Here is a 24,440-nt window from a genome sequence, read left to right on the forward strand (position 1 = left end):
ATGCTATTTAGTTCGTCCTGTTGACGAATAAATTTCGCACGCCTATGAAATGTGGAAAATAGACGGGAGGCGCGTGATGGAAATATTCGTTGAAGCGATGGACGGCGGTATCCAGACGGCGCTCGACAGGATCGCTTCCGCAGGCGGCGGAACGGTCTTCCTGCGACCCGGCCGCCACTCGGCAGGTGCGCTCCGATTGAGAAGCGATGTTACCTTGCATATCGAGGAAGGTGCTATCCTCACATTCATCGCTGATTATGAACGCTATTCCGAAAACACCGTCAGCGTGCTCGCAGAGTCCTCAAACTGTGCCTATATCGTCGCGCAGAACGCCACGAACATATCCATTGTCGGCAAAGGCACAATCGACGGACATGGCGATGCCTACCACACTGGCTTTAACGATAAAGTCGGTACCTTCACTCCGGTAGCCGCACGCCCACGTGTGATCGTTTTTGAGGATTGCACGAACATTCGTTTGGAAGACATCCATATCGCGGATTCACCGATGTGGACGATCCACCTCGTGCGTTGCCGCCATATCGTCGCACGACGATTTCGGGTCGCCAATAACCGCCAGCTGCCCAATACGGACGGGATCGTCATCGACAGTTGCAGCGATGTCGCTATTTCCGAGGCGGTCATTCGCACCGCCGATGACGGTGTGTGCCTGAAGACGAGCTTGAGCGACAAAGGAATTGGGCGCTGCGAGCGGATCGAGATCTCCGACAGCGTGATCGAGAGCAAGAGCTGCGCTCTCAAAATCGGCACGGAGAGCTTCGGCGATATATCTCAGGTCCGCTTCCTGCGCTGCAGGATCGAGAATTCCAACCGTGGCCTTGGCATCTTTTCGCGCGATGGCGGCAAGGTTGAAGATGTCGTCTTTCGCGACATCGAGCTCGATTGCAGCGAGACGCCTGACGGGTTCTGGGGCTCTGGCGAACCATTTACAATCACCAAGCTCACGCGCCGTCCGGAGCGTCCTGCAGGAGCGGTCCAAACGGTGTTGGTCGAGAACGTCTCAGGGCGAAGTCACGGTGCCATCAATCTTTTTGCGGAGGAAGCTGGCGGTATCGACGGTATCGTTCTGCACGGTATCGATATCAAAATGGACGAGGGACCGCTTGGAACAGCGAAGCAGTACGACCTGCGACCGACAAATGCTGATCTCGCGCCGCCGAAAGGGGCTGAAGGGCGCGGCAACGCCTGGGTGCGCGGACAGGATGGGAAGATCGTCGGGCTTTTCGACTATCCGGGTGGATTGCCGGGCGTCTTTGCGCAAAATGTGACAGGACTCGAGCTGCAAGACGTGACGATCCGCCGGCCCGAACCGCTGCCTGCAGGATGGAATCCGGCAACAGTCGCGTTGATCTCCTGAAGACGGCCAAGCCTCCGTTCCGCGGCAGGTGGCGCGCGCGCTCATCTCGAAGCCGCGGCTTCATTCTGCCATCAGAGCTAACGCCGATAAGTGTCCCCTCGCCTCGCTTCTGTCAAACGACGTATATTGTTTTACGCAAGCCGGTCTTATAAGCCTTGCACTTTAGGTTTGGTCCAGTGCCCGAGTTGCGGTGATCGCCCGTCAGGGCGGTTGGAATTGACATGATTTCATTTGCGGATACAGGCAAGGCAAAAAGTCTCCATTTTGGAGATCTGACAATCGATGAAGCTTGCATGTTTGCCCATCGCAACGGGCAGACACTCCAGTTCACCAAAAACGAGCGCGCCCTGTTGCTCGCTTTCACCAGCAATCCGCAACGTCTTATGACGCGCAGCCGTCTGCTGGATGAAATCGCTCAACCGGGCTCCGATTCCTCCGATCGCAATATCGATTTTCTGGTCAACAGGTTGCGGCTGAAGCTGGGTGATAATGCAAAATCACCGATCTACATCGCGACCCAATACGGCGAGGGTTATGTCTGGATTGCCACCCCATCTCGGCCCGGTCCAATCGATGCATTCCTGATTATCGGCTCGAGCTTCGAGATTCAGAAACATCCCCTGGGTCAACAGGGCCTGTCCTTGATGAACAAGCTGCGCGACTTGATTGCTGTCGGTATCGGCGGAAGTCGCAAGGTCGCTATTGCCGACAGAAATCTTCTCTCTGCCTACGACAAGTCGCGCTATTTTCTGCAGGTGAGTTTTCACGCCGACACCGACCGGCTCAACTGTGCGGCCACTCTGCGGGAAATGCCGTCGAAGCGCATCGTGAAAGCGTTTCGTCTGCATCTCGATGTCACTGATAATATCTCATTCGTGAACGAGGCGACGCGCGTATCCCAAGGCGTCGTCGATGCGTTGCAACAGGCCCTCGAAGAGGCTTCGAACGGGCTCGGCATACTTTTGGATGAAACGCCTGAAGCCCGGCTCCGAAGCGCCTCAAATCTGCTGTCGACCTCGAATCCGAAATGGCTGGCAAGCGGCGAGCGGCTTGCCGAAGGCCGCTCGCAGGACCCCCTCAATGCCGACGCCGCGATTCAGTGGGGTTTGCATCTCTTTGCACGCCTTGTCCTGACCAGTCCGTTCGATGGCGGCATGAGCCTGGAAGAACGCGATCGCATCGAGGGCGAGATCGAAGCAACCGTCCTGGAGTGCCTGCCTGAAATCGAGGACAAGCCTCTGCTGATGCTGGGGGCTGCCAAGCTTCTCTACTTCATCAACCGGGGCCATCTTGATCTCGCCGAGGAAATTGCCGAGCGCGCCCTCGCCCGCACACTGGATTCCACTGCCGGCCTGCCCATTCTCGGGCAGTTGCGATATGCGCGCGGGCGTTTTGATGAAGCTGTCGGAATCTTCGATCAAGGCATCAGAGCGGCCGAACCGGGTTCGGAGTTTCACCGCCACATGAGAGTTCTTAAGTATATCGCACTGCTGGCTGCGGGCCACAGCGCGTCTTCGGCAGCCCGGGCCACCGACATGGCTGATCTCGGTTCGGATTGCCCGCCTCAGATCCGGCTGATGATCGGCTGGATGGTCGCTGCGCCGGATCAGAAATTGCCGGAAGCGTCGGAGCACGCACTTGCGGCACTTGGTCCAGATCACGCTGCCAGGGCTATCGAATATCTCTACTTCACCTCCGCGCGCCACGTCACCCTGGAACAGGGCCGCGCAAATGTCATGCGCAACATGATTGCGCATGTGTCGCGATTGTACGGCAAACGAGTCATTCCTGATTCTGTGCTTCGCAGCATCGGCTCTGTCGCCGCCCTCTAGGCCACCAACGGCCAAATCAGAAGATCTGTAAAAGCGCTCTGAGAGTCAGCGGCGCCCGCCGCTCGCTCCGGCCAATTACGACACTGTTTTTTCAATTCTCAAATATTGCACAAACAATTGCCTGATAGCGACGACCGCAGTTGCCCATCCGAATATCACGTATTGGCTGAGAACGGGGACGTCCGGGCAACAACTGGTTGAAATCTCACGGGCGCGATGCGTCGAACAAAGTCCGCGCACCAATCTTTTTTGAGGGCCATATCACATGCCAATTCAAGTCGGGCGGATCCGATATATCGTCGTGCTTTCAGCAGTGCTGTTAAGCACAGCAACGCTCCTGCAGGGTTGCGCGCGATTTCAAGAAGAGCTGGATAAGTGGGCGAAGGAAAAATCCCAAAAAGGATCAGCGGACGCAGCATTTGGGCGAAGTGAAGCAAACGGCAGTTCAAGCACATCGCCGAGCGCGAGTACCCCGACTGCTGCGACGACCCCTACCACGCCGACTACTCCGAGCGGCACACCCACTACCGGCACCGGTGGGGTTACGCACTAGAATCCTCACATTTTGGCAACGGCGTCGCCAGTAATATTGAGATAATTGGCCGAATGCTCGATTGAACAAGGGCTCTGATGCAACGCTGCGCGTCTTCAATGGTGCGTTTCTGCTCGGCCTTATTCAATGCCAGGCTTCTTTGCTTTCGCGATCTTGGCTGTCGATTGGCGGCGGTCAAGATTGTCATATTACGATGACAGTATAGTCAGTTTCCTCACTACACCCCGCTCCTCCTCGCAAACCGTACCGAGAGCGGCCTTCAGCACGCCGCCTCCGAGCGGAATCGCCGTCATGTCGAGGTTGGCGAAGGTAATGGACGTGCGCACGGCGATGATTTATGGCGAAGCGCCTATCCGGGAAAATATACGTTGATGTGAGATGCAACCTGTCTGATAGTGTGGCCCACATCACACCCATGCCCACCTGCAGAACAGAATGCTTTAAACCCATGAGATCTCCCAGTTTTCCGCGATTCCTGATGGTAATCGCGCTTGGCGCAACAGTTATGTCGGGGTTGTCGGCCCGTGCTGAGAGCCCGTCGGCACCCTGGCCACAGACGCTGAGCGATCTTCCGGCTGAACCTGGGGTCCGTTTCGGTACGCTCGAAAATGGTATGCGGTTTGCGATCATGCGAAACGCTACGCCGTCGGGCCAGGCCGCAATCCGCTTCCGCATCGGTGCCGGCTCGCTTGATGAGAACGACAATCAGCAAGGGCTGGCGCATTTCCTCGAACATATGGCCTTCAAGGGCTCGACGCATGTCGCGCAGGACGAAATGATCCGTATCCTGCAGCGCAAGGGCCTTGCCTTCGGGCCGGATACCAATGCCAACACATCTTATGACGAGACCGTCTATTCACTCGATCTGCCCGAGGTCGATGCGGATACGCTTTCCACCGGCCTGATGCTGATGCGCGAAACGGCGAGCGAGCTGACGCTCGATGCCGATGCCTTTGAGCGCGAGCGTGGCGTCATTCTATCGGAAGAGCGGCTGCGCGACACACCACAATATCGTGCCGCAATCGGCGTCACCAATTCCCTGCTCGCCGGAAAGCGCGTGGCGTCGCGCACACCGATCGGCAAGGTCGACATCATTAGCCACGCGCCCGTCGATCTGCTGCGCGCCTATTACCATTCCAACTACCGGCCGGAACGCGCCACGTTGATCGTCGTCGGCGATATCGATCCCGCGGCGATCGAGACCCAGATCAGGCAGCGCTTCGGCGATTGGAAAGCCGCAAGCCCTGCCCCGCAGAAACCCGATCTCGGCACGCTAAGAGAAAAAGGCGAAAGCGCCGAGGTCATCGCGGTTCCGGGCAGCACGACGAGTGTGCAGATCGCATGGACACGTCCCTATGACGCCTCGCACGATACGTTCGCCAAGCGCCGCCAGCAGCTCGTTGAAGATCTCGGTCTTCTGGTGCTCAAACGCCGGCTGGGCGCTATGGCAAACAGGCCCAATGCTCCCTTCATCAGCGCTGCTGTCGGCTCGCAGGATCTTTTCGATTCTGCCCACATCGTCGTCGTGATGGCGAATGCCGAGACTGACAAGTGGCAGGCAGCGCTTGCGGCGATCGATCAGGAACAGCGCCGTTTCCAGCAATTCGGGGTTGATCAGGCCGAGCTCGATCGCGAAATCACCGAATATCGCTCGCTTCTCCAGGCAGCGTCTGCCGGGGCTGCGACACGCACCAGCACCGACATCGCATCCATGCTGGCAAACAGCGTCGATGACAATCAGGTCTTCACATCACCAGCGGACGATCTCTCGATGTTCGAGACGATAACTAGGGGACTAACGGCGACAGAGGTCAACAAGACGCTCGCGCGTCTCTTCTCCGGCAATGGCCCGCAACTTGTGCTGCAGACGGCACAAACACCGCAGGGCGGCGCAGATGACGTCCGGCAGGTTTATGACGCATCCCGCGCCGTTCCGGTCACGGCGCCGTCCAGTGCGGCAGCCGTGGTCTGGCCCTATACCCATTTTGGCGAACCCGGCACGGTCTCCGAACGCCGTATCGTCGAGGATCTCGGCCTGACGATGGTGCGCTTTGCCAACGGTGTCAGGCTCACCGTCAAGCCGACCAAGCTGCGTGACAACGAAGTGCTTGTACGCACGGATATCGGCCGTGGCAGACTGGATTTGCCGAACGATCATGCCCTGGCGATCTGGACATCGCCCGCCGTCGTCCTGTCCGGCACCAAGGCGATGGATTATCCGGATTTGCAGAAAGCGCTCGCGGCCAAAATCGCCGGGATAGACTTCTCGGTCGATGACAGTTCGTTCCAGTTCACCGGTCGGACGCGGACCGAGGATTTGGCGACGCAATTGCAGATCATGACCGCCTACACGACCGATCCAGCCTACCGGCCGGAAGTATTCAAGCGCGTCCAGCAGGCCTATCTCAACAACCTCGATCAATATGAGGCGACTCCGGGTGCCGTCATCAGCCGCGATTTTGCCGGCCTTGTCCATTCCGGCGACCCGCGCTGGACCTTCCCCGACCGGGCACAACTCTCCGCTACGAAAAAGGAAGATTTCGAAGCGCTGTTCGGGCCGCAAGTTTCCACCGGGCCGATCGATGTCACAGTTGTCGGCGACATAACGGCGGATGAGGCAATCCGCCTGACAGCCGAAACCTTCGGCAGCTTGCCGGCCCGCGCGGACATGACTCAAGCCACGGCAACAGACGACATACGTTTCCCCGCTCCCACCGAAAAACCTGTCATGCGAACCCACAGCGGCCGAGCCGATAACGCCGCAGCCATCGTCGCGGCTCCCGTCGGCGATATGCTTTCGGACATCCAGCGGGGCTTTGTCGCAAATGTCGTCGGTCAGATCTTCGAAAACCGGCTGATCGACCAGTTCCGTATCGCTGAAGGCGCGACCTACAGTCCGCAGGGCGATATGGATCTGTCGTGGGACATCCCAGGCTATGGCTACTATTATCTCTATGTCGAAACGACGCCGGCCAAGATCGAGAATTTCTATGCGCTCGTTGACAAGATCGCTGCCGATCTCAGGTCGAACGACGTCTCGTCTGACGAACTCGTGCGTGCCCGCGCGCCGATTATCGAGACATTGAAGCGCCAGCAGCAGAGCAACGAATATTGGGTGCAGTATCTCAAAGGCGCCCAAACGGACCCTCGCCGTCTTGAGCGGATACGCGACAATCTAAGCGGCTATGACAAGGTCACCGCCGAGGACATTCGCCGGTTCGCCACGACCTATTTCCAGCCGGACAAATTCTGGAAATTCGAGGTGTTGCCGGCAGCGATAAGATAGGTTTCAGACTGGATCCCGAAGCGATTGCACGCTTCAGGATCTGCTTTCAATTTTGTTTCGCCCGTCTGCGTCAAAACGATAGAATCGTTTTGATGGCGGAGCTGGGGTGGGCCGGCTAGATTCGCAAGCAAATTTAACCGGTCTCCACATGCCTTCCGATCGTTCTTATGCCCGCTAGGAATATGCGCGCATCGTGCGCGAGAAAAACCTCCTGAAACTTCGTCTTCTTTCCGTCGATCCAGCGGCGCGCCCTGTCCTTTTGCATGGTTTGCGATTTTCGCCCGCAAGGCGTCGCTTTCGGGACGGCGCATCGATCTTTCTGGTCTACTCTGTAACAGGCGACCGCTGCGGGAGGAGCTGCTAGCGCGTTGGCCCGATTTCAACGGAGGAGACGGAAATGAGCAAGAACCGTGGCGTCGTCTATTTGCGGCCCGGCAAGGTGGAAGTCCGCGACATCGACGATCCGAAACTCGAGGCACCGGATGGGCGCCGTATCGAACATGGCGTCATTCTGAAAGTCATCTCCACTAACATTTGCGGTTCGGACCAGCACATGGTCCGTGGCCGCACGACGGCCATGCCAGGCCTCGTACTTGGTCACGAGATTACCGGCGAGATCATCGAAAAAGGGATCGACGTGGAAATGCTCGATGTCGGCGACATCGTGTCGGTGCCCTTCAACGTGGCCTGCGGCCGCTGCCGCTGCTGCAAATCACAGGACACCGGCGTCTGCCTGACAGTCAATCCATCGCGCGCCGGCGGCGCCTATGGCTATGTCGACATGGGCGGCTGGATCGGCGGGCAAGCCCGCTATGTCACGATCCCCTACGCCGATTTCAACCTCTTGAAACTGCCCGACCGCGACAAGGCGATGGCCAAGATCCGCGATCTCACCATGCTCTCCGATATCCTTCCGACAGGTTTTCATGGCGCCGTCAGAGCCGGGGTTGGCGTCGGATCGACCGTCTATGTCGCAGGGGCCGGGCCCGTCGGCCTTGCCGCCGCGGCCTCCGCGCGCATCCTCGGCGCGGCCGTGGTGATGATCGGTGATTTCAACAAGGATCGCCTCGCCCATGCCAGCCGCGTCGGCTTCGAAGCCATCGACCTGTCCAAGAGCGACCGGCTCGGAGATATGATTGCGCAGGTGATCGGCACCAATGAAGTGGACAGCGCGATCGATGCCGTCGGCTTCGAAGCCCGCGGACATTCGGGCGGCGAGCAGCCGGCGATCGTGCTGAATCAGATGATGGAGATCACCCGCGCCGCCGGTTCCATCGGCATTCCCGGCCTCTATGTCACGGAAGACCCCGGCGCAGTGGACAATGCGGCCAAGCATGGCAGCCTCTCCTTGCGTTTCGGACTAGGCTGGGCGAAGGCACAATCGTTCCACACCGGTCAGACGCCGGTGCTCAAATATAATCGCCAGCTGATGCAGGCGATCCTGCATGACCGTCTTCCGATCGCCGACATCGTCAATGCCAAGGTGATTTCGCTGGAAGACGCTGCCGAAGGCTATGAGAGCTTCGACCAGGGTGCCGCGACGAAATTCGTTCTCGACCCGCATGGCGAGGTCGCCAAGGCAGCCTGATCGGGATTAAGTGCCGGGGCGGTAGTGCCCCGGCACAGCCATTGCGAAGATCCCTGCTCGCGCAGGGAAATTCACTGCTCGCGGAACGTATGGCTGATCTGATCCATCAGCGGCTTCGTCATGTATGAAAGGACGGTGCGATCCGCGACTTTGATAAAGACCTCGGCCGGCATGCCGGGGTAGAGCGCCAAGTTGGTAAGCTTTGCCAGGCTGGCCGGTTCAGGCTTGATGCGCACGGGGTAATAATCGGCGCCGCTGCGCTGATCGGTCACGACGTCGGGCGAAATCGATACGACGTCGCCCTGCACCTCTGGTGTCGTTTTTTGATCGAAGGCGCTGAAACGGATATCGACTTTCCGGCCAATCGTCAGCTGGTCGATATCGCGTGTGGCAATCTTCGCCTCGATGGTGAGGTCGCGCTGATCTGGCGCCAGCAGCATCAACACCTCGCCCGGATTGACGACACCGCCGACAGTATGGACTGTCATCTGATAGATGCGGCCGCTCATCGGTGCGCGCAGCTCCAGCCTATTCATCTGGTCGACGGCTGCGATGCGACGCTCCTGCATTTCGGAGGTCTTGGCGTCGACATCCGTCAAGTCCTTCGAATTCTCGGTCCTGCGGTCTTCGTCGAGCTGCAATATTTGCAGGTTGATCTCGGCGATCTTGCCTTCCGCCTGCGCCCGTGAAGACAACCGCTCGCCACGATTGCCGTCGAGTTCGACGCGCTGGCGTTTGAGGCCGTTAACCTTCTGCATGGTGACGATCTTCTGATCGTAGAGCTTGCTGGCAGCATCATATTCCTGATCGACGAGTTTTGTGGCTTCGTCGATCGATGCGAGCTGCAGCGTATCGCCCTGTATCTCCTGAGAAAGCTGCGCTTTGCGTTCTTCGAGCTGTTTACGCATCCCGACAAGTGATGACTGGCGGGCATTGAAGAGTTGGACCTCGCCGTCGATCAGACTTTTGCTGATGGCGATACCCAGGTCGTTTGCGGGAATATCGTCGGCGGAGAATTTCGTTGCACCGATGCGTTCGGCCTGCAGGCGAGCGCGACGGACATAGAGCTGGGCAAGATTGCTGTCGATAATGGCGAGATTGGCTTTCACAGAGGTGCTGTCGAGACGCAGAAGGACATCGCCGGCCTGGACGTGAGCCCCCTCCATCGCCTTTAATTCCGACACGATACCGCCGGTAAGGTGCTGAATCTTCTTTACGTTCTGGTCGATAATCACGGTACCTTGGCCGACCACGGCGTTGGAAAGCGACGTCGAGGCGGCCCATCCGCCCATGCCGCCGACAAGTGCGATCGACAGGACCCAGACAGACAGGATGTGGCGGTTCAGCGAATGTTGAGATCTCTTCATTATCGACCCTGCTCCTTGCTATCGCCGACGACCTTCAGCGATCCATGTCTTGGCTGCTCTGTCAGATTATCGGCGCGGAGCACCTTGGCGAGCACTTGATCCTTCGGCCCGAACGCGAGCGCCTGCCCCTCGCGCATTGCCAGCACGAGATCGACGCTGGAGAGTGTGCTTGGCCGGTGAGCGACGACAATGACGATGCCGCCGCGCTGGCGGACACTCAGGATCGCGCCGGCGAGCGCCGACTCTCCGTCAATGTCCAGATTGGAATTCGGCTCATCGAGCACGACGAGGAAGGGATCGCGATAAAGCGCACGGGCAAGTGCGATGCGTTGACGCTGGCCGGCCGAAAGCATGGAGCCGCCTGACCCTATTTCCGTCTCGTAGCCCTTCGGTAGCCGCAGGATCAGCTCATGAACCCCGGCCTTTCGGGCTGCCGCGATGATTTCTGCTGCCTGCGCATCGCTGCGAAAGCGCGAAATATTTTGGGCGACGGTGCCGGCGAAGAGTTCCACATCCTGCGGCAGATAGCCGATGTGGCGCCCGATCGAGATATCGTCCCATTGGTCGAGTGCGGCGCCATCAAGGCGCACCGATCCGCGATAGGCCGGCCAAAGGCCGACGATAGCACGCACCAGCGAGGATTTTCCCGAAGCGCTCGGGCCGATGACGCCCAGCGCGTTCCCTGCCCGGAGCGTGAAACTGACACCCTGCACGATAAGTTCCTGCTTGCCGGGCGCGCCACTCGACAACGCCTCGATGGCAAGCTCGCGGGTTGGCGCAGGCAGCTCGAGCGGCGAAACAGTCTCCGGCAGCAGGGCAAGGGTCTGGCGCAGCCGCTTCCAAGATTGCTGGGCTGAAACAAAGCCCTTCCAGCTGGCGATCACCTGCTCGACAGGTGCGAGCGCCCGTGATGTCAGGATCGAAGCAGCAATGATGATGCCACCCGAAGCCAGGTTTTCGATGACCAACACGGCACCGGCGGCGAGTACGCCCGACTGCAGTGCCATGCGGAAGACCTTGGAGACAATCGAGTAGCCATTGACCGTATCGGCGTTGCTGGATTGAACTTCGCGATAGGCATCGTTGCGCGCCGACCAGTTATCCGAGAGCTCGTCGGCCATGCCCATGGCCTGGACCACTTCCGCATTGCGCTGCGCTGCACCTGCGAGCGCATTCCTCTCGGTCGCAAGTTCGTAGGCCTTTTTGGCTGAAGCCTGCGAGCTTCGGTTCGTCAGATAGGTCAGCACCATCAGGATAAGCGCACCGCAGATGGCAATGATGCCGATGATCGGATGGAACAGAAAACAGATGCCGACGTAGAGCGGCACCCAGGGCAAATCGAAAAAGGCTGAGGGGCCGGGGCTGGAAAGGAAGCTGCGAACCTGATCGAAGTCCCGCAGCAGGGAGAGACCGTCACCGGCCACCTTGCCCTTGAGCGGTGCTTTGAGCGTTGCCTTGAAGATGCGGCGACTCATCACCTCGTCGAACACCCCCGATATCCGGACGAGAATGCGCCCACGCACGAGGTCGAACCCGCCTTGAAATGCATAGAGCAGGAGTGCCAGAAGAATGAGCGCGATCAGCGATGGAATGCTGCGGCTCGGTATGATGCGGTCATAAACCTGCAGCATGAAAAACGAGCTGGTAAGATAGAGCACGTTGACCAGCGCACTTGCAGCGCCGACCGCGATTAAGCCTCCGCGGCTGCGTCGCATCGCTTCCGCGCTGAGGTCTTTCCCGCCCTTTTGAGCTGGCGAGATGCCAAGTCCGTTCAATATCAAATCTCCGTGGAATGTTGAGGACTGATTGTACAGACAAATCAGTCACAGCTTCGCGAATATGATGCGCGCACTATGATATGGTAAATGCATCATAACTTTGGCAGAGCCGACTGTATAAAGACAAATTGCATTCGGAGAGAATCGCTATACCATCAAAGTAATAAATTCTACTTCCAGGCGAGGTTCGAGATAATGGCCCAAGCTGCTAGAATTAATGATGTTATTTCCTCTTTCGGGATCGATACACACATCGACTACACCGACGGGAAGTACTCAAATCTCGCGGAAGTTGTTAAAACCTTGGGATACCTCGGCATTGATACAGTTCGCGATCATGCGCCTACCCCGGCCTCCGACTCCTACGGTCAAGGCCATCTTGGGGACGCGGCCGATGCCGGCGTGAAGTTCGTTTTCGTCTCGGGACGCGACGACACTCCCGATATCGTGGTCCAACGGCTGCATGCCTTCCTGGATGCCCACCCCGGTTCGATCGTCGGCATCGAAGGGCCGAACGAGGTCAATAACTGGCCGGTCTCCTATAATGGCCTGTCGGGAGAGGCGGCAGCGCTCGCCTATCAAAAGGATCTGTTCAATGCAGTGAACGCTGATCCGCTATTGAAGAACATTCCGGTTCTCGGCTTTACCGGCTACACGGTCGCCTCTTCCAACGATTACACGACAATCCACACCTATGCGAAGGATGGCGACCAGCCCTTCACCTGGCTCCAGCGCGAATCGGGCGAGCAGATGAATGCCGACACCGGCAAGCCGTTCACGATTACGGAAACCGGCTACCATACGTCCCTGACAGCCGACACCAATGGCGGATGGGAAGGTGTCGACGAGACAACGCAGGCAAAACTGCTCCTCAATACGCTAATGGATGGCGCCTTTCTCGGATCGAAGGGTACGTTCATCTACCAGCTGCTCGACGCCTATTCGGATCCGCAGGGCTCCGACCAGGAAAAGCATTTCGGGCTCTTCCGCCTGGATTACTCCCCCAAGCCGGCCGCGACGGCGATCCATAATCTGACGGAAATTCTGGCCGACGATGGCGCGACGCAGGCGACTTTTGCTCCCGGGGCGCTCAATTATTCGATCAGCGGGCTGCCGTCCACCGCGCGCAGCTATCTGACGGAAAAATCAGATGGCAGCTACCAGATCATCATCTGGAACGAACCCGATATATGGAACCAGACGACCGACAAGGCGATCCAGGTGGCAGCGGCCAGCATCAATGTCAATCTGGGCGCGACGTTCGGGACGGTGCAGGTCCACGATCCGCTGAAGGGCGACACACTGATCAAAAGCTTCAGCAACATATCATCCTTGAATGTTGATGTGATCGATCATCCGATCATTATCAATGTTTCAGGTGGGGGCGGCGCACCACAGGAACCCGGCCATATTTACGGCGGCACCGGAGACGACGTCTTCACCATCACTTCCCCAACCGAGATTGTCGACGAAAGCCGCGGGGGCGGAACCGACACCGTCATCTCCTCCATTTCCTTCAATCTGGCGAATACGTTAGGCACCGTTGAAAATCTGACACTGTCGGGTTCGGCGCAGCTCAACGCCACTGGCAACGATGCGGACAATATCCTCACTGGCAACAGCGGCGCCAACATCATCTATGGCGGCCTCGGAAACGACCGGCTGATTGGTGGCGGCGGTATAGACACCCTGAACGGCGGGGTTGGAGCTGACTATTTCATATTCAACACGAAGCCGAGCAAGACGAGCAATGTCGACAAGATAGAGGATTTCTCAGCTGCTTCCGGCGACAAGATCGTGCTCGACCACAATGTCTTCACCGCAATTGATCCGGCAAGTTTCTCATCGGCCAATTTTGTTGTCGGCATCAAAGCAATGGATGCGAATGACAGGCTGATCTACAACCGGTCTAGCGGCTCTCTTCTTTATGATGCCGACGGTAACGGTAGCGGCGCGGCGGTCCAAATTGCAACACTCACCAACCTGGCGATGCTTCATCACGACGATTTCCTGTTTCTCTGAGATTTTGTTCGTCTGAGATCGGAACCTGACGTCTTTAAGCAGCAGGCCTGCACGGGGCTCCTCTCACGGAGTTCTTATTCTGCTTGTCGCATAGCGATCCTGCGCCACATAGTCGATACGCCCCCCAAGCAGCGGAGAGACCATTGCCCTGGATCGCCTATGTCGTTCACTTCATCGCGGCCGCATGCCTCACCAACGGCGTGCCGCATTTCGTCAGCGGTGTCAGCGGCCGGCCGTTTCGCACACCTTTCGTCCACCTGCAGGGAACGAATCTCAGTTCACCCGTGACCAATGTCGTTTGGGGCTGGTTCAACTTCCTCATCGCCTTTCTGCTCTTTGCTAATATAGGGCCGCTCTATATCGGCACGCCCGGCGATACGATTTTTGTCGCGGCAGGCAGTCTTGTGGCGGGCGTTCTCCTGGCGCGGATCTTCGAGCGGGATCAGCCCTGAACTAGTGACTTGCATCATGCAAGTTACTTCGATAGTGACTAGCATCATGCGACGGACGAGCTTTGCCAATTTCAAATGCCCCGCCGCCCGCGCGCTCGACAGCGTGGGCGACTGGTGGAGTATGATGATCCTTCGTGATGCCTTCCACGGGCTTACGCGCTTTGACGAATTCCAGAAAAGCCTCGGTGTGGCGCCGAACATCCTCACACGACGGCTTGCGCATCTGATCGACGAGGGGCTTTTCGAGAAACGCCTCTATAATGAGCGCCCTGCCCGCTACGAATATGTGCTGACTGACAAGGGACGTGATTTCTTCCCGGTGCTCATGGCCCTGTTTTCGTGGGGGCGTCGGCACGTTCCGCAAGACGATCTTGCCTTCCTGCTCGGCGATACCGCCTCAGGCAAGGAACGGCGACCGGTGGTGGTAGACGCAGCCAGCGGTGAAGAACTGAAGCCCGAAAATACCTGCCTGCTGCCTGGACCGGCCGCTAATGATGGCGACCGCGAACGGATCGCCCGCATGCGCGCCTATTACCTCGGTATCGACGCCTAGGGCATTTCCGCTTTTTCTTCGAGTTGCAAATATGCCCTATCTTTTTGTTTTTACGCAATTCCGGACGCAAAGCCGCCGCGCACATTTGGCGGAAATACTCTAGAAAGGACAAAACCATGGAACGCATCGTTGTCACCGGCATGGGACTCGTTTCGCCGCTCGGAGTTGGGGTCGAGACGGCATGGAAGCGGCTTGTGGATAGCGCCTCTGGCCTGCGTGTTCTGCCCGAGGATATGGTGGGCGATCTCGCGGCCAAGGTCGGTGGGGTCGTTCCCTCCATCGAAGAAGATACCGAAGCCGGTTTCGATCCCGACCGTGCCGTTCCGCCCAAGGACCAGAAGAAGATGGATCGCTTCATCCAGTTCGCGATGATGGCGACAGACGAAGCCGTGCGTCAGGCCGGGTGGACGCCCGAGGGCACGGATGAGCGCGAACGCACCGCAACGATCATCGCCTCCGGTGTCGGCGGTTTTCCCGCAATCGCCGATGCTGTCCGCACGGCTGAGACGCGCGGCGTTCGGCGGCTCTCGCCCTTCACCGTCCCCTCCTTCCTCGTCAATCTGGCAGCCGGCCAGGTGAGCATCCGCTACGGCTTCAAAGGGCCACTCGGAGCGCCGGTTACGGCCTGTGCCGCCAGCGTTCAGGCGATCGGCGATGCAGCCCGGCTGATCCGGTCGGGTGAAGCTGACGTTGCGATCTGCGGTGGCTCGGAAGCCTGTATCGACAAGGTGAGCCTTGGCGGTTTTGCTGCCGCGCGGGCGCTCTCGACCGGTTTCAACGACAGGCCTGAACTTGCCTCACGCCCCTTCGATACAGCGCGTGACGGTTTTGTGATGGGTGAAGGCGCCGGCATTCTCGTCGTCGAGACGCTGGAGCATGCACTGGCGCGCGGTGCAACACCACTTGCCGAGCTCGTCGGCTACGGAACGGCGGCCGATGCCTATCACATGACGGCGGGACCGGAGGATGGTGAGGGCGCTCGCCGGGCGATGGAAGCGGCTCTGCGGCAGGCGGGGGTTCCAGCCTCCGAGGTCAGGCATCTCAATGCGCACGCAACCTCGACGCCGGTGGGCGACAAGGGTGAAATCGCGGCAATCGGCACAGTCTTCGGCCGCGATGGCGGCATTGCCGTCAGCGCCACGAAATCGGCGACCGGCCATCTCCTGGGTGCTGCCGGCGGACTGGAAGCGATCTTCACGATCCTCGCGCTGCGCGACCAGCTCGCCCCGCCGACGCGCAATCTGGAGACGGCCGATCCGGCCGCCGAAGGTATTGATCTCGTCGGCAAAGTGGCCCGCAAGGTAACGGCGGAATATGCGATCACCAATGGTTTCGGTTTCGGTGGGGTGAATGCCAGCGCCCTCTTCCGCCGCTGGTCGTAACCCGCCTCTTTCCTTGCGCGCAAAATGGCCTACACTTCTCCGGATATTGCCGGAGATGATCCCATGCGCGCTTTCTTCGCAGTGCTGGTTCTATGTGCCGTATCCGTGATGTCAGGAGCGGCAGTGCTCGCCGAAGATCCCGTACAGGCGACACAGACGATGATCGAGGAGCAGATTCGGGCATTCCTGAAGGATGACGCTGATACAGCCTATTCCTTCGCCGCGCCCGGCATTAAGGCGATGTATCCGGACAAGAACGTCTTCTTCGCGATGGTGAAGAGGAGCTACGAGCCGGTTTATCATCCCGGCAACTATGCATTCGGGCGCAGCCGGTCGATCGACAACGGCGCCTTGATCTATCAGGAAGTGTTGATTTCCGCCCGCGACGGCAAGGACTGGACGGCGATCTATCAGGTCGCCCGCCAGCCCGACGGCAGTTACAAGATCAATGGCGTACAGATCGTGCCGAATACCGACAGCAAGGGCATCTGATCAGACGGGTTCGAGGTCACCTTTCGCCCATTCTTCAATCGTCTCGGCCATGAAATCGGCGAAGCGGTCTTCGGCGATCGCCTTGCGGATGCTCTGCATCAGTTCCTGATAGTAGTTCAGATTGTGCCAGGAGAGCAGCATGCCACCGAGCGCCTCATTGGCGCGCACGAGATGGTGGAGATAGGCGCGGGAATAGTCACGCGTTGCCGGGCAGTTCGACTGCTCGTCGAGCGGGCGCATGTCTTCCGCATGGCGGGCGTTGCGAATATTGACCTTTCCGCGGCGGGTGAAGGCCAGGCCATGGCGGCCCGAACGCGTCGGCATCACGCAATCGAACATGTCGATGCCGCGGGCAACCGATTTCAGGATATCGTCGGGCGTGCCGACGCCCATGAGATAGCGCGGTTTTTCACCGGGCAGCACCGGAAGCGTCGTTTCCAGCATCTTCAGCATCACATCCTGTGGCTCACCGACGGCAAGACCGCCGACCGCGTAACCCTTGAGATCGAGCTTTGCGAGTTCTTCGGCCGAGCGGACACGCAGGGCCGGTACATCGCCACCCTGAACGATGCCGAACATGGCCCTGCCCGGCTGGTTGCCGAAAGCGACCTTGCAGCGCTCGGCCCAACGCAGCGATAGTTCCATCGCACGTTCGATTTCCTTGGGCTCGGCCGGCAATGCCACGCATTCGTCAAGCTGCATCTGGATATCGGAGCCAAGCAGACCCTGGATTTCGATGGAGCGCTCCGGCGACATGTGATGCAGGCTGCCATCGACATGCGACTTGAAGGTTACGCCCTGCTCATCGAGCTTGCGCAAGCCGGAAAGCGACATGACCTGGAAACCGCCGGAATCCGTCAGGATCGGATGGTCCCAGCGGATGAGTTTGTGCAGCCCTCCAAGGCGGGCAACGCGCTCCGCCGTCGGGCGCAGCATCAGGTGATAGGTGTTGCCGAGGATGATATCGGCGCCGGTCTCGCGTACCTGGTCGAGATACATGGCCTTGACGGTACCGACCGTGCCGACGGGCATGAAGGCCGGCGTCCGGATCGTGCCGCGCGGCATGGAAATTTCACCGAGGCGAGCGCCTCCATCGGTCTTCTTCAGGGTGAACTGGAAGTTCTCGGTCATTTGTCTTTCCGGAAAAGAAGGCTCGCGTCGCCATAGGAGTAGAAGCGGTAGCCTGTCGAAATGGCATGTTGGTAGGCCGCGTGCATGGTATCGAAACCAGCGAAGGCCGAGACCAGCATGAAAAGCGTCGAGCGGGGCAGGTGGAAGTTGGTCATTAATATGTCGACCGCCTTGAAGCGGTAACCGGGTGTAATGAAGATCCCGGTGGCGCCCGCCCAAGGCTTGATCTCGCCGCTCTCCTCGGCAGCGCTCTCGATCAGCCGCAGCGAGGTCGTGCCGACGCAGACGATACGCCCGCCCCTTCCGCGCACGGCATTCAGCCTTGCAGCGATGTCGGCGCTGACATAGCCGCTTTCCAGATGCATTTTATGGTCGTCAGTGTCGTCGACCTTGACCGGCAGGAAGGTGCCGGCGCCAACATGCAGCGTCACGAAATGCCGTTCGATCCCGGCCTTATCGAGCGCCTCAAACAGGGCGGGCGTGAAATGCAGGCCGGCGGTCGGGGCGGCAACAGCGCCCTCCTCCCGCGCATAGATTGTCTGGTAGTCGGCGCGGTCGCGCTCGTCCTCCGGCCGCTTGGCGGCGATATAGGGCGGTAGCGGAATATGGCCGACCGCGGCGATCGCTTCGTCCAGTACAGGGCCGGAGAGATCGAAGGCGAGCGTCACTTCTCCCGCCTCACCTTTTTCTTCGACGGTCGCATCGAGCGAGCCGATCATGCAGCTTTCGCCACCATGACCGAAGGCAATGCGATCGCCTTCCTTGATGCGCTTGCCGGGTTTGGCAAAGGCTTTCCACTTGTTGGCGCCTAGTCGCATGTGAAGAGTGGCCGAAATCTGCTGGCCGCCGGCGCCTTCGCGATGGCGAATGCCTTCAAGCTGGGCCGGTATAACCTTGGTGTCGTTGAAGACCAGCGCGTCCCCTGCCCGCAGGAAGGACGGCAGGTCGAAGACGTGATGATCGGATAGAACTGGCTGCCCGTTCGGATCGACGAGAAGCAGGCGTGCGCTGTCGCGCGGCTCGGCGGGCCGCAACGCAATGCGTTCATCCGGCAGGTCGAAATCGAAAAGGTCTACGCGCATTAATGTACTTTCAGACAAAGCGAAACCCGCCCCGCGCTCGCACGCAAGGGCGGGTTTCAGCAGAAATCACAATCAGACGTCGGCGGCAACCCGCATAGAGACGATCGAATCTGGATCGGAGACGGGCTCGCCCTTCTTGATCTTGTCGACGTTTTCCATGCCTTCGATGACCTGGCCCCAGACGGAATATTGCTTGTTCAGCCACGGAGCGTCGGTGAAGCAGATGAAGAACTGCGAGTTGGCCGAGTTCGGGTTCTGCGAACGTGCCATAGAGCACGTGCCGCGAACATGCGGCGTTGCGGAGAATTCAGCCTTCAGGTCGTCCTTGGAAGAACCACCCATGCCTGCGCGGCCCGGGTTAAAATTCTCGCCGCCCTTCTTGCCGAACTCGACGTCACCGGTCTGTGCCATGAAATCGGCGATAACGCGGTGAAAAACAACGCCGTCATAGGCCTTCTCGCGGGCGAGTTCCTTGATGCGCTTGACGTGTTCGGGGGCGACCTGCGGCAGAAGCTGGATGACAACCTTGCCCTTGGTGGTTTCCAGAATGATGGTGTTTTCCGGATCCTTGATCTCGGCCATTGTCGTTCTCCTTCTCGTCTTGAACTTACTTCTTGCCCATCGTGACCTTGATCATGCGGTCAGGATTGCTGACTTCGCCGTTCTGGCCTTCGCCCTTCTTGATCTTGTCGACGTTTTCCATGCCCGACACAACCTTGCCGACGACCGTGTACTGGCCGTTCAGGAAGGAGCCGTCAGCAAACATGATAAAGAACTGCGAGTTGGCGGAATTCGGATCCTGGGCACGCGCCATGCCGACCGTGCCGCGGACGAAGGGCGACTTGGAGAATTCGGCCGGAAGGTCTGGAAGGTCGGACCCGCCGGTACCTGCGAGGCCCGCATCAAAGTTCTTTTCCATGTTGCCGTACTTCACGTCGCCAGTCTGGGCCATGAATCCGGGAATGACGCGGTGGAAGGCGACATTGTCATATTCGCCTTTCTTCACCAGCGCTTCGATCTGTGCGACGTGCTTCGGCGCCACGTCGGGCATCAGCTGGATGACGACCGGACCGCTCTTCAGCTGGATGGTGATGTAGTGATCGGCAGCCTGCGCAAAAGCGTCGCCCGCGAAGGAGGCGAGATAGAGCACGCCGGCAAATGCAAGATAGAAGAGTTTCATGTGAGCTCCGTTGAGGCGGTATCGACCTAGGCTTTGCGCTTGGATTTCAGGGCTTGCAAGACGGCCGCAGGCACAAAAGCGCTGACATCGCCGCCCATGGCTGCGATCTGGCGTACTAATGTGGCGGTAATGGGCCGCGAGGCCGTGCCCGCCGGCAGAAAGATGGTCTGGATGTCGGGCGCCATCTGCCGATTCATGCCGGCCATCTGCATTTCATAATCCAGATCGGTGCCGTCGCGCAGGCCGCGGATCAGAAGGCTTGCGCCATGTTTGCGTGCGGCGTCGACAACGAGGTTGTCGAAGGAGACGACGTCGATATGTGCACTCTTTTCCGGAAGCGCCTCGGCAAGAGACGCGCGGATTAGCGCCGCTTTTTCTTCGAAGGAGAAGAGCGGTACCTTGCCGGGGTGAATGCCGATCGCGACGATTACCCGCTCGGCGACGTTGAGCGCCTGGACCAGTACGTCAACGTGTCCGTTGGTAATCGGGTCGAAGGACCCCGGATAAAAAGCTGTCGTCATCTGGCCCGGCCGGTTGTTTCACGCCTTTTGTCACGGAAGACCGTTTCCCGCAAGTCATTTAGCCATGCCGGCGGGCGCGGCTGAACGATGAATGAACGGGGCGTTCAAGGCCCGCTCAGATGCGGTCTGCTTTACTCCTGACATCAACGCAGGCGCCGCCGATCCTGGCAGCGTCTCCCCCGGAAAGACCTCGATCATGCTGATCATCCTGATTGCAATAGCCGTTACTTTCTCGCTCGTTGGCGAGCTTTTCTACAGCTGTCTCGCAAATCGGCGCCAGCTTGGCTGGGTACGACCTGACATCAATGAACATGCGGCCATCATGCGTCAGCTCGGCCGCATGCGTTCTAATCGATTTGAATTCTGAACGGCAGATGAACAAGGCATTCAAGGTCGCTTCAGAACACGATTGCTAAACACCCCGCAACATCCGGCGGGAACCATTTTAAGACGGATGCGTTCACTTGATCGAGACATATGAGATGCGGAAGCGCGGCAGGAAGGGAATGAACATGCCTGACAAAATCACCATGATTAACGTGCTTTGGATGGTAATGGTTACGGGCATGCTGACTGCGACAGTCGCTCTCTATGACAACCAGAAGATCGATGCTTCCAAAGTATATGGCCCCTACGCTTCGGCTCGCTCCGTAAGCGTACTCGGCCAATACTAAGGAGCTTGACCGCAGCTCTCTTCAGAAAGGAACGCCACCGTGTTCACGATCCTGACAGTCCTCACAGCACTCATCAGCGTCATGTTCATAGTGTCGGTGACTTCGACGATTTCCGCGCTACGCCGTGAGAGCAAGGAAGGAAAATCGCTGAACGAGAAGCATAGCGTATTTTAACTCCGCCTACCGCAATACAATCAAGAGAAGGCCGGGTGTTCTGCATCCGGCTTTTTCTATGCCTGTCGTGTAGGATGCGGAGCCAAGTCGCCGCATCGGCAAGTTCTTCTAGAGCAATAAAAAAACGGGCGGCAGAGCCGCCCGGTCTGTGATGTATAACTGGGAAATTATTCGCCCGATGGGGTTTCGTCAGCTTCGCCCACGGCAGGCGCTCCGCCTTCGGAAGCCACGGCTTCTTCGCCGTTCTCCGTCGTCTCTTCGTCTTCCGGCTCGCTGATGCGCTCGACCGAGACGACCTTCTCGTCCTTGGCGGTGGAGAAAATCGTGACGCCCTTTGTTGCACGGCTGGCGATGCGGATGCCGCCAACGGGCACGCGGATCAACTGGCCGCCATCGGAGACGAGCATGATCTGGTCGCCATCGTCGACCGGGAAGGCGGCGACGAGTTCGCCGATTTCGCCCGTCTTCGAGGTGTCAGTGGCACGGATACCCTTGCCGCCGCGGCCGGAGATACGGAAGTCGTAAGAGGACGAGCGCTTTCCGAAGCCCTTTTCGGAAACCGTCAGCACGAACTGCTCGCGTGCCTTCAGTTCTTCGTAACGATCGTCGTTAAGCTGTCCCTCTTCGGTGACTTCCTCGCCGACCAGGGCGATGTCCTCTTCGTCCACGCCCGTCGCGCGACGTTCGGCGGCGGAGCGCTTGAGGTAAGCAGCGCGTTCCCACGGTTCGGCATCGACATGGCCAACGATCGTCATCGAAATGATGCGATCGCCATCACCAAGATTGATGCCGCGTACGCCGATCGAGTTGCGGCCCGCGAAGACGCGGACATCATCGACCGGGAAGCGGATGCACTGGCCGAGCGCCGTCGTCAGCAGAACGTCGTCCTGGTCCGTGCAGGTCTCGACGGAGAGGATTTCATCGCCCTCTTCGTCCAGCTTCATCGCGATCTTGCCGTTACGATTCACCTGGACAAAGTCGCTGAGCTTGTTGCGACGGACAGTGCCTCGCGTCGTCGAGAACATAACGTCCAGGTTATCCCAACTGTCTTCGTCCTCCGGCAGCGGCAGGATAGTGGTGATGCGCTCTCCGGGTTCGAGCGGCAGCATGTTGATAAGAGCCTTGCCGCGTGAGGTCGGCGTGCCGATCGGCAGGCGCCAGACCTTCTCCTTGTAGACGATGCCGCGCGAGGAGAAGAACAGAACCGGCGTGTGAGTATTCACCACGAACAGCCGGCTAACAAAATCTTCATCGCGCGTGGTCATGCCCGATCGGCCCTTGCCGCCGCGGCGCTGCGCGCGGTAAGTCGTCAGCGGCACGCGCTTTATGTAGCCAAGGTGCGAAACGGTCACGACCATGTCTTCGCGGGCGATGAGGTCTTCATCGTCCATTTCCAGGCCGCCGTCGACGATCTCGGTGCGGCGCGGCGTGCCGAACTCGTCGCGGATGGCAGCGAGCTCGTCCTTAACGATCGTCTGGATGCGGACGCGCGAGGACAAGATATCGAGGTAATCCTTGATTTCCTCGCCTATCTTATTGAGTTCATCACCAATTTCGTCACGGCCGAGAGCCGTCAGGCGAGCGAGACGCAGCTCGAGGATCGCGCGGGCCTGCTCTTCCGAGAGATTGTAGGTCAGATCGTCATTGATGCGGTGGCGCGGGTCGTCAATGAGACGGATCAGGCTTTCCACATCTTCCGCCGGCCAGCGGCGAGTCATCAGCTCTTCGCGAGCGGACTGCGGATCCGGCGCCTGGCGGATGACGCGGATGACTTCGTCGATATTGGCAACCGCGATGGCGAGACCAACCAAGACGTGGGCGCGCTCACGTGCCTTGCGAAGGAGGAACTTCGTTCTCCGGCTAACGACTTCTTCGCGGAAGGAGACGAAAGCGCGGAGCATGTCGAGCAGCGTCAGCTGTTCCGGCTTGCCGCCATTCAGCGCCACCATGTTGCAGCCGAAAGAGGTCTGCAGCGGCGTATAGCGATAGAGCTGGTTCAGGATGACGTCGGCGTTGGCGTCGCGCTTCAGCTCGACGACAACGCGGTAGCCCTGCCGGTCGGATTCGTCGCGCAAGTCCGAGATGCCTTCAATGCGCTTTTCGCGCACCAGCTCGGCCATTTTCTCGATCATCGTCGCCTTATTCACCTGGTAGGGAATTTCGGTGATGATGATCTGCTCGCGGTCGCCGCGCATCGGCTCGATCGTGGCAACGCCACGCATGACAACGGAGCCGCGGCCGGTTTCATAGGCCGAACGGATGCCGGCACGGCCGAGGATCTTGGCGCCAGTCGGGAAGTCCGGACCGGGGATGATCTGCATCAGTTCCGGCAACTCGATCGCGGGATCGTTGATCAGCGCGATGCAGCCGTCGATGACTTCCGAGAGGTTGTGCGGCGGAATGTTGGTCGCCATGCCGACGGCGATACCGCCCGCGCCGTTGACGAGCAGGTTCGGGAACTTGGCAGGAACGACGACCGGCTCAGACAGAGTGCCGTCATAGTTGTCGCGGAAGTCGACCGTTTCCTTGTCGAGGTCGTCGAGCAGTGAATGCGCGGCTTTCTGCAGCCGGCATTCGGTGTAGCGTTCGGCCGCCGGCGGGTCACCGTCGACGGAGCCGAAATTGCCCTGCCCGTCGATAAGCGGCAGGCGGAGCGACCAGTCCTGCGCCATGCGGGCGAGCGCGTCATAAATCGCAGCGTTACCGTGCGGATGGTATTTACCCATCACATCCCCGGTAACGCGGGCGCATTTGACGTATTTCTTGTTCCAGTCGATGCCGAGCTCGGACATGCCATAGAGGATGCGCCGGTGCACGGGCTTCAAGCCGTCGCGCACGTCGGGAAGCGCACGGGACACGATCACGCTCATCGCGTAATCGAGATACGACCGCTGCATTTCCTCCATAATGGAGATCGGCTCGATGCCTGGCGGGAGCTTCCCGCCGCCGGGGGGTGTTTGCTCAGTCAAAACGGTTCACGTTCTCTTCTAGAATC

Annotated in this window: 20 protein-coding genes; 11 read left to right on the plus strand and 9 right to left on the minus strand. The window is 59.1% G+C overall.

What is annotated here, in order from left to right:
- Nucleotides 1-76: 76 nt before the first annotated feature.
- Complete coding sequence (locus FHX08_RS07875; RefSeq protein WP_132651495.1) at nt 77-1,378, plus strand: glycoside hydrolase family 28 protein; 1,302 nt, start codon at nt 77-79, stop codon at nt 1,376-1,378.
- 293 nt (nt 1,379-1,671) lie between these two features.
- Nucleotides 1,672-3,210 (plus strand): helix-turn-helix domain-containing protein, encoded by a 1,539-nt coding sequence (locus FHX08_RS07880; RefSeq protein ID WP_184327071.1) that lies wholly within the window; start codon nt 1,672-1,674, stop codon nt 3,208-3,210.
- A gap of 741 nt (nt 3,211-3,951) precedes the next feature.
- On the opposite strand, the gene FHX08_RS07885 is transcribed toward FHX08_RS07880, so the two are convergent.
- Nucleotides 3,952-4,089 carry a hypothetical protein gene (locus tag FHX08_RS07885; protein WP_165911829.1) on the minus strand — a complete coding sequence of 46 codons (138 nt, stop codon included), beginning with the start codon at nt 4,087-4,089 and terminating at the stop codon, nt 3,952-3,954.
- Nucleotides 4,090-4,241: 152 nt separating this feature from the next.
- Between FHX08_RS07885 and FHX08_RS07890 the strand changes: the two genes are divergently transcribed.
- Nucleotides 4,242-7,049 (plus strand): M16 family metallopeptidase, encoded by a 2,808-nt coding sequence (locus FHX08_RS07890; RefSeq protein WP_245508207.1) that lies wholly within the window; start codon nt 4,242-4,244, stop codon nt 7,047-7,049.
- 397 nt (nt 7,050-7,446) lie between these two features.
- Entirely contained in the window at nt 7,447-8,637 is a 1,191-nt protein-coding gene (gene fdhA, locus FHX08_RS07895; protein WP_132651492.1) for a formaldehyde dehydrogenase, glutathione-independent, read from the plus strand.
- A 71-nt stretch (nt 8,638-8,708) separates the two neighbouring features.
- Here fdhA and FHX08_RS07900 read toward each other — a convergent pair whose 3' ends face one another.
- Both FHX08_RS07900 and FHX08_RS07905 read right to left on the minus strand, forming a co-directional pair.
- Nucleotides 8,709-10,004, minus strand: a complete 1,296-nt coding sequence (locus FHX08_RS07900) for an HlyD family type I secretion periplasmic adaptor subunit (protein ID WP_165911828.1) — start codon at nt 10,002-10,004, stop codon at nt 8,709-8,711.
- Nucleotides 10,004-11,719, minus strand: coding sequence for a type I secretion system permease/ATPase (locus tag FHX08_RS07905; protein ID WP_132651990.1), 1,716 nt, complete (start codon nt 11,717-11,719; stop codon nt 10,004-10,006). The genes FHX08_RS07900 and FHX08_RS07905 overlap by 1 nt, the downstream gene beginning before the upstream one ends.
- A 258-nt stretch (nt 11,720-11,977) precedes the next feature.
- Here FHX08_RS07905 and FHX08_RS07910 point away from each other — a divergent pair, with 258 nt between their 5' ends.
- The 5 genes from FHX08_RS07910 (at nt 11,978) to FHX08_RS07930 (ending at nt 16,683) form a co-directional block, all read left to right on the plus strand.
- Nucleotides 11,978-13,804: a calcium-binding protein gene (locus FHX08_RS07910; protein ID WP_132651490.1), complete on the plus strand. Its 1,827-nt coding sequence runs from the start codon at nt 11,978-11,980 to the stop codon at nt 13,802-13,804.
- 143 nt (nt 13,805-13,947) lie between these two features.
- On the plus strand, nt 13,948-14,256 hold the full coding sequence (locus FHX08_RS07915) for a hypothetical protein (RefSeq protein WP_132651489.1): 309 nt from the start codon (nt 13,948-13,950) through the stop codon (nt 14,254-14,256).
- Nucleotides 14,257-14,302: 46 nt separating this feature from the next.
- On the plus strand, nt 14,303-14,809 hold the full coding sequence (locus tag FHX08_RS07920) for a winged helix-turn-helix transcriptional regulator (RefSeq protein ID WP_132651488.1): 507 nt from the start codon (nt 14,303-14,305) through the stop codon (nt 14,807-14,809).
- 116 nt (nt 14,810-14,925) lie between these two features.
- Entirely contained in the window at nt 14,926-16,191 is a 1,266-nt protein-coding gene (fabF, locus tag FHX08_RS07925; RefSeq protein WP_132651487.1) for a beta-ketoacyl-ACP synthase II, read from the plus strand.
- A gap of 63 nt (nt 16,192-16,254) precedes the next feature.
- Nucleotides 16,255-16,683, plus strand: a complete 429-nt coding sequence (locus FHX08_RS07930) for a DUF4864 domain-containing protein (RefSeq protein WP_132651486.1) — start codon at nt 16,255-16,257, stop codon at nt 16,681-16,683.
- Here the strand turns inward: FHX08_RS07930 and tgt are convergent, their stop codons facing one another.
- The 5 genes from tgt to coaD all read right to left on the minus strand — a co-directional run bounded on the left by tgt (nt 16,684) and on the right by coaD (nt 20,597).
- Entirely contained in the window at nt 16,684-17,814 is a 1,131-nt protein-coding gene (gene tgt, locus FHX08_RS07935) for a tRNA guanosine(34) transglycosylase Tgt (protein WP_132651485.1), read from the minus strand.
- Nucleotides 17,811-18,896 carry a tRNA preQ1(34) S-adenosylmethionine ribosyltransferase-isomerase QueA gene (gene queA, locus FHX08_RS07940; RefSeq protein WP_132651484.1) on the minus strand — a complete coding sequence of 362 codons (1,086 nt, stop codon included), beginning with the start codon at nt 18,894-18,896 and terminating at the stop codon, nt 17,811-17,813. The genes tgt and queA overlap by 4 nt, the downstream gene beginning before the upstream one ends.
- Before the next feature lie 72 nt (nt 18,897-18,968).
- Nucleotides 18,969-19,478 carry a peptidylprolyl isomerase gene (locus tag FHX08_RS07945; RefSeq protein WP_132651483.1) on the minus strand — a complete coding sequence of 170 codons (510 nt, stop codon included), beginning with the start codon at nt 19,476-19,478 and terminating at the stop codon, nt 18,969-18,971.
- A gap of 25 nt (nt 19,479-19,503) precedes the next feature.
- The gene (locus tag FHX08_RS07950) at nt 19,504-20,076 is read right to left on the minus strand and encodes a peptidylprolyl isomerase (protein WP_132651482.1); all 573 of its coding nucleotides are present in this window, start codon (nt 20,074-20,076) and stop codon (nt 19,504-19,506) included.
- A 26-nt stretch (nt 20,077-20,102) separates the two neighbouring features.
- Nucleotides 20,103-20,597 carry a pantetheine-phosphate adenylyltransferase gene (coaD, locus tag FHX08_RS07955; protein ID WP_132651481.1) on the minus strand — a complete coding sequence of 165 codons (495 nt, stop codon included), beginning with the start codon at nt 20,595-20,597 and terminating at the stop codon, nt 20,103-20,105.
- Between the two features lie 91 nt (nt 20,598-20,688).
- Here coaD and FHX08_RS07960 point away from each other — a divergent pair, with 91 nt between their 5' ends.
- Together FHX08_RS07960 and FHX08_RS07965 are read left to right on the plus strand one after the other, a co-directional pair.
- Entirely contained in the window at nt 20,689-20,964 is a 276-nt protein-coding gene (locus tag FHX08_RS07960; RefSeq protein ID WP_132651480.1) for a hypothetical protein, read from the plus strand.
- A 163-nt stretch (nt 20,965-21,127) separates the two neighbouring features.
- Nucleotides 21,128-21,271 (plus strand): hypothetical protein, encoded by a 144-nt coding sequence (locus FHX08_RS07965; RefSeq protein WP_165911811.1) that lies wholly within the window; start codon nt 21,128-21,130, stop codon nt 21,269-21,271.
- A gap of 341 nt (nt 21,272-21,612) precedes the next feature.
- Here the strand turns inward: FHX08_RS07965 and gyrA are convergent, their stop codons facing one another.
- Entirely contained in the window at nt 21,613-24,414 is a 2,802-nt protein-coding gene (gene gyrA / locus FHX08_RS07970; protein WP_184327072.1) for a DNA gyrase subunit A, read from the minus strand.
- Nucleotides 24,415-24,440: the final 26 nt, after the last annotated feature.

The organism is Rhizobium sp. BK529 (assembly GCF_014194105.1).
Lineage (GTDB): Bacteria > Pseudomonadota > Alphaproteobacteria > Rhizobiales > Rhizobiaceae > Rhizobium.

Bases quoted from the DNA above. Each gene is read 5' to 3' on its own strand.
- queA (WP_132651484.1), bottom strand. From the start codon at position 18,896: ATGCGCGTAGACCTTTTCGATTTCGACCTGCCGGATGAACGCATTGCG.
- FHX08_RS07950 (WP_132651482.1), bottom strand. From the start codon at position 20,076: ATGAAACTCTTCTATCTTGCATTTGCCGGCGTGCTCTATCTCGCCTCC.
- FHX08_RS07930 (WP_132651486.1), top strand. From the start codon at position 16,255: ATGCGCGCTTTCTTCGCAGTGCTGGTTCTATGTGCCGTATCCGTGATG.
- FHX08_RS07960 (WP_132651480.1), top strand. From the start codon at position 20,689: ATGAACGGGGCGTTCAAGGCCCGCTCAGATGCGGTCTGCTTTACTCCT.
- fdhA (WP_132651492.1), top strand. From the start codon at position 7,447: ATGAGCAAGAACCGTGGCGTCGTCTATTTGCGGCCCGGCAAGGTGGAA.
- FHX08_RS07965 (WP_165911811.1), top strand. From the start codon at position 21,128: ATGATTAACGTGCTTTGGATGGTAATGGTTACGGGCATGCTGACTGCG.
- tgt (WP_132651485.1), bottom strand. From the start codon at position 17,814: ATGACCGAGAACTTCCAGTTCACCCTGAAGAAGACCGATGGAGGCGCT.
- FHX08_RS07900 (WP_165911828.1), bottom strand. From the start codon at position 10,004: ATGAAGAGATCTCAACATTCGCTGAACCGCCACATCCTGTCTGTCTGG.
- FHX08_RS07875 (WP_132651495.1), top strand. From the start codon at position 77: ATGGAAATATTCGTTGAAGCGATGGACGGCGGTATCCAGACGGCGCTC.
- fabF (WP_132651487.1), top strand. From the start codon at position 14,926: ATGGAACGCATCGTTGTCACCGGCATGGGACTCGTTTCGCCGCTCGGA.
- FHX08_RS07890 (WP_245508207.1), top strand. From the start codon at position 4,242: ATGGTAATCGCGCTTGGCGCAACAGTTATGTCGGGGTTGTCGGCCCGT.
- FHX08_RS07905 (WP_132651990.1), bottom strand. From the start codon at position 11,719: ATGCGACGCAGCCGCGGAGGCTTAATCGCGGTCGGCGCTGCAAGTGCG.
- FHX08_RS07945 (WP_132651483.1), bottom strand. From the start codon at position 19,478: ATGGCCGAGATCAAGGATCCGGAAAACACCATCATTCTGGAAACCACC.
- coaD (WP_132651481.1), bottom strand. From the start codon at position 20,597: ATGACGACAGCTTTTTATCCGGGGTCCTTCGACCCGATTACCAACGGA.
- FHX08_RS07880 (WP_184327071.1), top strand. From the start codon at position 1,672: ATGTTTGCCCATCGCAACGGGCAGACACTCCAGTTCACCAAAAACGAG.
- FHX08_RS07920 (WP_132651488.1), top strand. From the start codon at position 14,303: ATGCGACGGACGAGCTTTGCCAATTTCAAATGCCCCGCCGCCCGCGCG.
- FHX08_RS07910 (WP_132651490.1), top strand. From the start codon at position 11,978: ATGGCCCAAGCTGCTAGAATTAATGATGTTATTTCCTCTTTCGGGATC.